The sequence below is a fragment of the Stieleria sedimenti genome (assembly GCF_025060895.1).
Taxonomy (GTDB): domain Bacteria; phylum Planctomycetota; class Planctomycetia; order Pirellulales; family Pirellulaceae; genus Stieleria; species Stieleria sedimenti.
Genome location: NZ_JANZKV010000012.1, coordinates 117294 through 125156, shown reverse-complemented (window position 1 = coordinate 125156; position 7863 = coordinate 117294). Strand labels below are relative to the sequence as shown.

6 protein-coding genes are annotated in these 7863 nt (G+C 59.8%); 2 read left to right on the top strand and 4 right to left on the bottom strand.

Features of this window, described 5'->3' with window-relative positions; translation table 11 throughout:
* Nucleotides 1-88 precede the first annotated feature (88 nt).
* Nucleotides 89-1207: an SGNH/GDSL hydrolase family protein gene (locus NZK35_RS02220; protein ID WP_259630968.1), complete on the bottom strand. Its 1119-nt coding sequence runs from the start codon at nucleotides 1205-1207 to the stop codon at nucleotides 89-91.
* Between the two features lie 630 nt (nucleotides 1208-1837).
* Between NZK35_RS02220 and NZK35_RS02215 the strand changes: the two genes are divergently transcribed.
* Entirely contained in the window at nucleotides 1838-2980 is a 1143-nt protein-coding gene (locus NZK35_RS02215) for a M24 family metallopeptidase (RefSeq protein WP_259630967.1), read from the top strand.
* Entirely contained in the window at nucleotides 2977-3549 is a 573-nt protein-coding gene (gene mog, locus NZK35_RS02210; protein WP_259630966.1) for a molybdopterin adenylyltransferase, read from the top strand. Before NZK35_RS02215 ends, mog begins: the two co-directional genes overlap by 4 nt.
* On the opposite strand, the gene NZK35_RS02205 is transcribed toward mog, so the two are convergent.
* From NZK35_RS02205 to NZK35_RS02195, 3 genes are all read right to left on the bottom strand, one after another.
* Nucleotides 3541-5361: an alginate lyase family protein gene (locus NZK35_RS02205; protein WP_259630965.1), complete on the bottom strand. Its 1821-nt coding sequence runs from the start codon at nucleotides 5359-5361 to the stop codon at nucleotides 3541-3543. The genes mog and NZK35_RS02205 overlap by 9 nt on opposite strands.
* Before the next feature lie 15 nt (nucleotides 5362-5376).
* The gene (locus NZK35_RS02200) at nucleotides 5377-6732 is read right to left on the bottom strand and encodes a glycosyltransferase family 4 protein (RefSeq protein ID WP_259630964.1); all 1356 of its coding nucleotides are present in this window, start codon (nucleotides 6730-6732) and stop codon (nucleotides 5377-5379) included.
* A gap of 193 nt (nucleotides 6733-6925) precedes the next feature.
* On the bottom strand, nucleotides 6926-7861 hold the full coding sequence (locus tag NZK35_RS02195; RefSeq protein WP_259630963.1) for a glycosyltransferase family 2 protein: 936 nt from the start codon (nucleotides 7859-7861) through the stop codon (nucleotides 6926-6928).
* Between the last annotated feature and the right edge of the window lie 2 nt (nucleotides 7862-7863).

The window sequence follows — 7863 nt, the reverse complement described above, 5'->3', positions numbered from 1 at the left end:
AGATGAGGGCCCGTAGGCTCGCGCCAAACGGCTGATATTCGTTTGACATCAGCCGGTTCGCGCCAGCGTCCGGGCCCCCTCATTCATGTTAACTTAGCGGTATTGCCCCTAAGGCCGCGCGCAACGCCGGTTCGATCGCGTTGGCTTGGTTGAAGAAACCGAGATCCGAGGGATGGGATCCGTCGGTGGTGTCATCGCGATTGTCCGCCAACAGACTTTCGCCGTCGACATAGAACAACCCTTCCGTGCCGGCGTCCAGCAATCTGCGATAAGCCGCTTTGAACGCCTCGCGACTGGTCTGATTGCGGGTCTGTTGTGACTCGAGCAACCATGATCCCGAGTAAGAACGGTCTTCCACGAGCACGATGGGAACGTTCCGATGGGCGGCGCGAAGCTGTTTGACCATCGGTTCGGTTCGCTCGGTGATTTCGGCGGCCACCATGTTGGGCAGACAATCCAAAACATAAACCGCGGGATCCAATTCGACCAAGAATTGACCGACCTCTTTTTCCAGTTTGCCATTGCCGGAAAACCCTAGGTTGATCACCGGGCGATCGAGTCGACGGCCGAGGATCGACGGATGGGGCATGCCCGGTCGCGACGCACAAGCACCGTGTGTGATCGACGTGCCATAGAACACGATGGGCTTTTCGCTGCGTGCTGCGATCGGTTCAAACAGGCTGGATCCATCGACGCCGATCTTCAGCGATTCGGTTCCGTTGTACAGCGGCAGGTAGATCGAGTAGTCTCGCGCGCCCGGACGCAAGCCTTGGACCAGCGTCGTCTTCATGTGTTGCGCGGTGGGTTTGCAAACCGCAACCCACTTCCAGTTCCCCTGTTCGTCTTGGGCGTAAAGATCCAGACCGCTGACTCCCGTTGCCGGCATGTGTGGCATGGCCAGACTGGACGATGTGACCGAATAGTCGACTTGAATCTCGCGGGCGTCGGTTCGAAATCGGACCAGCATTCCGGCCGAATGCCGACTCAGGTTCCAGACCGCATCGCGAACAACGCCCTTGGCTCGGGCCGGCAAGCGATCAAAGTATTTTTCGGTGTCGTCGAACCCGCGGCCTTCGACGCCCCAATCGCGGACGTCGTGCCATCGGATTTCGGCGGAGTCGGCGGCCTGTACCAGCGGCGTGGTCGCTGCCGCAACGCCCGCCGCGGTGAGAGACAGGAAACGCCGTCGAGAGTAATCGATCTTCATTCGAGAATCTTTCCGAGGTGGGGCTGAAGGTGGGAACCGCCTATGATAACCGAAGCTTGGATCCGGCATCGTCGCGCAACAATTAAACGGCTCCCTCTCCCGGCTTTGGAGGTCGTGCAATTTTAACGTCACCCTCCCTGGCAGGCATTGGTGTCTACACATTTGGCGTCACCCTCCCTGGCAGGGAGGGTCGAGCGCAGCGAGGGGAGGGTCGATTGGCTGTGACGGAGTGACGCGCAGCCGCAAAGCCCCCACCCCGGCCGCTCGTACCTCGCGTCCGCCCCTTCCGAAACGGGAGGGCGACCTCAAGTCTGGCGACTTGTGTAGAAACCAATGCGACTTACGCGGACGCCAAGCGGGGTGTCCTTGTTAGCGGTTGGGCGCGAGCCCTCCGGTCTTTCACGGTGCGACCGGACGGCTCGCGCCGTTCCGCTAACACCGTCAGGGCCGATGGAAGTGGCATTGGGTGCCCGGACAAAATCGCGGAAATGACCAACGCGATTCACCGCTGATCAACGTGTCCTCGACTTCTGATCTCGAATCCCTCCGCCACGTCGCCTCGCGAAGCCCCGCGTCCATCGGCTATAACGTCGCTCAAGCCGTTCCAACGTTTTTCCCGTGAGATTCAGGATGCCCGACGCTTCACTGCCAGCCATTTTTGCCGGAATTCCCCTTAAAAACCCATCGCTCTTCCGCCGTATCGGTGTACCACTGGGAGATCCAGCGGCCTGGATTGAAACCACGGATCGGCGTGTGGCATTGGTGCGTGATATCGAAATGGACCGCGTCCGTCGTCTCAGCAGCGCCGACCGCGTCGTCTGCCCCATGGATTATCAGCCGGCGGGAAAGCTGGACGCGGATCGCGAGACCGCGACCGCGCAAGCCGTCGCCGAATGTTGCCGACGCGAGAATCTGGCGGCAGTCCGAGTCGATCGCAGCCTGCCCTTCGTCTTTGCGTGGTATCTTCAACAGGCCGGTATTGAATTGTCATACGATCCCGATCTGGGCGTGATCGACCGGCGCCAGAAATCGGAACAGGAAATCGAGCGGTTGGCCGAAGCCCAGTCGGTCACCGAATCGGTGATGCGCTACCTCTGCGAAACCATTGCCCGATGCACCGTCGCGGCCGATGGGACGTTGGTGCACGAGGGTGAAGCCTTTACCAGCGAACGCACCAGAGCGATGGCGGCCGCCGAGTTTCTCAAACGCGATTACTCGATGTCACACGGTGCGATTGTGGCGACCGCTCCGGAGGTTGCCGATTGCCATCACGCCGGGACGGGGCCGTTGCGAACAGGCGTTCCCGTGATCGTCGACCTGTTTCCGATGAACAATGAAACGAGGTACTGGGGCGATTGCACGCGGACCGTCGTTCATGGCCAGCCGAGCGCGACTGTGCGCAAGATGCACGACGCGGTTGTCGCTGCCAACGCGGCCGCCACCCAACAGCTTCGCGTGGGCCAGACGGCCGAGTCGGTGCACTTGGCCGCCGACCAGGCATTGCTCGACGCCGGGTTCGAATTGTCCCGTGGAACCGTGTCGGACCAGCCCACGATTCAACACGGGACCGGCCACGGAATCGGGCTCGACGTCCATGAACCGATCCTGTTGGACCTGGGCGGCGGCCCATTACTGGAACGCGAGGTGTTCACGATCGAACCAGGGCTGTACGGTCGCCAAGACGGCGGCGTCCGCGTCGAGAACATGCTGGTCGTTCGCGAAGGCGACGCTCAGTCACTGAACCAACTTCACGAGGGACTCGACTGGACATGACACCACCGGATCAAAACCAACCCAGTGCCGATCAACCCCGTGCCGCCAAGATCGGCATCGTGACCGTGTCGGATCGCGCCAGTCGGGGCGAGTACGAAGACTTGGGCGGCCCGGCGATCGACGCCTACCTGAGCGACGTGTTGACGAGCCCGTGGAAGCCGATCGCGCGGGTGATTCCCGATGACCGCGAGATGATCGAAGCGACGCTACGACAACTCTGCGAAATCGAAGGCTGCTGCCTGGTCGTGACCACCGGCGGCACCGGGCCGTCCAAGCGAGACGTGACACCGGAAGCCACCGAAGCGGTCTGCGATCGAATGATGCCGGGATTCGGCGAATTGATGCGGAAGGTCTCGCTGGAAAAAGTTCCCACGGCGATCCTATCGAGACAGACCGCCGGCCTGCTGGGAGACAGTCTGATCGTCAACTTGCCGGGAAAACCCAAAGCCATTGCCGAGTGTCTCGACGCCGTCTTCCCCGCCATCCCCTATTGCATCGACCTGATGCACGGGCCCCGACTCGAAACACATCCGGAACGGATGGTGGCCTTTCGGCCGAAGTCAAAGTAGAGCGATCGAGATCTCGACGCCATCGCCCAACGTCACGTTCAGCCGTCCGCCATCCGAGTGGACTTGCGGAACCGGAGACCTTTGGTCGGCTTGCAGGGGAAGATGGAAACCAAGCCATCCGCTCGAATCGCAGCGTTTGACATTGACGGCCACCTGGTTGCCGATCTGTCGGCCAAAGTCCGGACAGTAGAGGCTGTCTTCAATCGATAATCCCGCCGACTCGCCCAGACTTTCAATCCTATAGATCGACTCGGGGGCGTCGCAATGGTACACCGAGACGATGGATCGATCGCGGCCGAGCGTCAGTCGCCAGTCGGGATGCCAGTGCAACCGAGACGTCGCAATTACCTTGCCAGGATAGCCCTGGAACCAATCGATCACGGTCCAGGCGGATCCGCTGGAGACAATGATCCGGCCCACCGGGCAATCAAAACCGTCGTGCGCCGCAGCGCACCACGAATACCCATCCGTCGTCCCATGTCGCTTCCATAGCTGCTTCGCTCGGCGGCCCATGCGAAAGCTGGACCAGATGTCGCATTGTTCACGCGATCCGAGTTGCAACACGTTGTGTGCCGACGTGCGGCGGCAACGTTGACGCAACTCACCGGGTTCGTATTCGAAGTTTCCGGTGTCGACGATGGCGTCGCGACCGCCCAGCGTGGCGGTGATCTGCAGCAGGTCGGCGTGAGCGTGGGCCGGCAAGTGATCACATCCGAGCGGGCCGACGTCAAACAGCAATCGATCGCCGCGATCGGTTTGCGTCGCCCAATAGTCCACGGTTGGATTGCCTCGCGCGCCGGGATCCCAGAAGGTCTCAGCCCATTCGAACAGCTTGTCCAAATCCGGTGTTTCGCCGCGTGCCGAGTCGGCCAGCAAGGGAAAGCGACCGTCAGGTTGCCGAATCCACTGCGCAAATTGAAACATCTGGCTGATCACGATCCGCAACCGATCCAGCTTGTTCGACTGGGCAAACCGGGCCGCTTCGGCGCATTGCAAAACACTGACCATCATCAACGCGTGATACGTCGGCGCCCGTTCGTAGTGCTCGCCCGACGGCAGAATTTGTTCGTCCAACTCGGCGAGCAACCTCGGCTGTACCCATGTCCCTCCGGCGGCAGCGTCTAAGTCCAGATACGAGTCTGCGAGATAGAGTGCAGACAAATTCTCCAACAAATGGTTGCCACCGAGGTCCCACTCACAGTTGCGACGTAGCCAGAGGACCTGATCGGCAACACAGCGCCAAAACGGTTCCGAGATGTCAGCGGGTGGATCGTGGGCGGCTGCCAGAGAAAGCCAGACGGGCAAACGTCTTGAAATACAAAACGGGTGCCAGGCATCGGGGTCGCGCGTCGGACTCAGATGACGCGGCTGAGCGAGCCACGAGCGGACGATTTTGTAGGCGGCATCCGCGCCCGGCTGGTCGGCCAGATCGGTCAGGTATTCCTGGCACTGAAGATGAAAACGCCACAACCGCGGCGCCTCTGGATTCCAGTCAATTTGGGGATCATTGCCGAAAGCATGGATCCGCAGATCGCGGGTTTGGTTCAGGAACCGAAACTGCCCGGCGGCGATGTCGGCGGCGTCGACGCTGCGCTCGGGCCAAAGCTGTAACCTGCGTGCGGCGATCGCTAGGAAGGCGGCCTGGGCGCCGGGTTTCCAGCCAGCTTGGCTGCGTCCGACTTGAAAAACCAACCGCTCGGGCAAACGCCGGCGAAGGTGTCGTTGCGCGGTCCGGTACAGTCGCCAGGCAAATTGGCCGGGTCGGTGATAGCGAAGAAGCGCGGCCAGGCGAGACAGGCGGCGTGGTGCCATTGCAATGCCGGCCGGTCAGCGGCGAGTGCCGCCGGAGGAGGCGACAGGGGTCAGGTTCGTGTCGTCTGAATGGCCGCCAGACTCTTCCCCCCAGTCTCGATCCTCAAGACAAAACACTTCACCTTGGGACGTGCGCCGGATGATCGACAACATGTCCCGCGCAAGTTGGTCTCGGTTGAAGTGTTCGATCACGAACTTGCGGCCGTTTCGCCCCAGCTTCCGGACGGCGTCGGGGGCGCCGATCATCCAATCCAGAATCTCAAACAGTTGGGCGTCGTTTTCCGGTTCCATCGCAACACCGCTCTCGGCCGCGAGCACGATGTCCAGGGCACGCCCGCGGACGCCCATGATGATCGGCCGCTCCATGGCCATCGTTTCAAAAATTTTGGACGGGATAACGTGTTCGAACAAATCCACTTTACTGAGATGAACCAAGCAGGCATCCGAAGCCGAGAGCACCTGCGGGATCTCGGATTTATCCAGGCGACCGGTCAATCGGATCAGATCGCCGAGCCCCAGCTCGGCCACGGTTCGTCGCATTTGCTCCAGCTTGGCTCCGCCACCGACAACCAGAAAAACGACGTCTTCTCTCCCCACCGCTTTGAAACGTCGTGCCGCATTGATGATCACATCCAATCCGTGCGCCATGCCGACGGTGCCGACGTAAGAACAAACGAATTTCCCCATCAGCTCGTAACGTTCCTTGAACGAAACGCTGTCGGTTTCCGGGCTGAATTGTTTCGGGTCCACTCCGTTGGTCACCATCGAAATTCGATTCGCCACGTCAACCTTTGAAAGGATGTTGTCACGGTAGCCCGGGCCGACCGTGACGATATGGTTGGCACTGCGGTACATCCAACGCTCCATCCATTCGAGTGCTCGAATGATGACTCCGCGTCGAATCGCACCGACGGTCACAATCGACTCCGGCCAGATGTCGCGGACTTCCAACACCAGCGGACACCACTTCAACCAACTGGCCAGAACCCCGGTGACTCCACAAAAAAATTGGGGAGTGGTCGCGACGACCACACTCGGACGCCGCACGAAGAACACGAACGCGAACAGGGCAGAGAATAGATAGGTGAGGTAGTTGAGAATCAGTCCGGCCCGGCTTGGATTGTTCTGGATGAACGTCCAGACGCGAACGACATCAACCCCATCGACCGTTTCCCGTTGTGGCCACCAGCGATTTCGGTAACCCGGATAAACGCGACCCTCGGGCACATTGGGGGCACAGGTAATCACCGTGACTCGCGCCCCGCCACCATCCTTCACCCACCGCGCACAATGATCCGCAGTGCGGGAAGCCGGAGCGTTCCCCTCAGGCGTGTAGTAGTGAGAAAAGAAGACGATGTTCACTGGAAGCACAACTATCAGCTCGGCAGGAGGCCAACACCCAAGGCGATCACAAGGGACGCTCTCCATCCTCGTTCATCACCGGAATGTTCACAAGCGAACAATCCATTGACGGAGATTGTTTTCGATCTTCGCCCATTGATGAAGGGGACCACATCGCCGGTGCAGGAGCGACGAACAAAAACGGCCTCAATACTCTCCAAAATCATGCGGTAGAAGCGAAAATTCCTCGAATCTTCTTCAGCATCTTCCGTGCCCCCAACGTTCGGGCAAGCCGACGGATCCAGGAATTGGGATAAAGCCGCTGCTCGTGAATCCGGTCCGCATGCCGGTCGTGCTGGACGGTTGCAGGATGATGGAGCGGAAACTCAAGTGAACCACGTTGCAAAATGTGCTGCTGCGCTTTTCCACCGGTGTGTGTGGCACCGTCACCGAATCCGACGTTGGACACCAAATTGCACTTCGGCCGAACCGTCAACAGATCATTGGCGTGCAGGGCGAGATCCCAGTAGCAATCCCAAGTTGAGATGGATCCGCATTGATCCGCATCCAGGATGGCAAAAAACATCTGTCGATAACGCTCGGTCTGGCCAATCGATCGTCGCAGTTCATTCAGTTTCCCGGCGTATGCATCCAGAGTGTCATCATACAGTGCCCAGCGATCACGCCAGGTCGCCCAACCCCAAATGCGACCGAGTTTCGAGAAGTGGTAAGAGTCCTCCCGGTTGCTTTGCACCTGGTAGTGATTGATCCCGCTGATCATTCCGATCCGCCGATCATCGGCATACCGCTCCAGCAACTCGCTGCAGAGACGAAAGAAAGTCGGATCCGCGACGCAGTCATCCTCGATCACGATACCGGCCGGTTCATGCTCGAAAAACCAGCTGATGCCTTCCGCCATGGCGCGTTTACAGCCCAGATTTTGATCGCGGTAAAGCGTGAAGACTTCACAATCCCAATCCACCTCGTCAAGGATTTGGCGTGTTGCTTCACAGGCGGCAAGGTCGTCGTGACGATCCGGCCGGGGACCATCCGCGGCGACGTAAAGGCGATGGGGCTGGGCCAGCCGAATCGCGTCGAACGTCTGGCGTGTTTGCTCAGGACGGTTGAAGATCGTAAACAGGACCGGAAATAACTGCATGC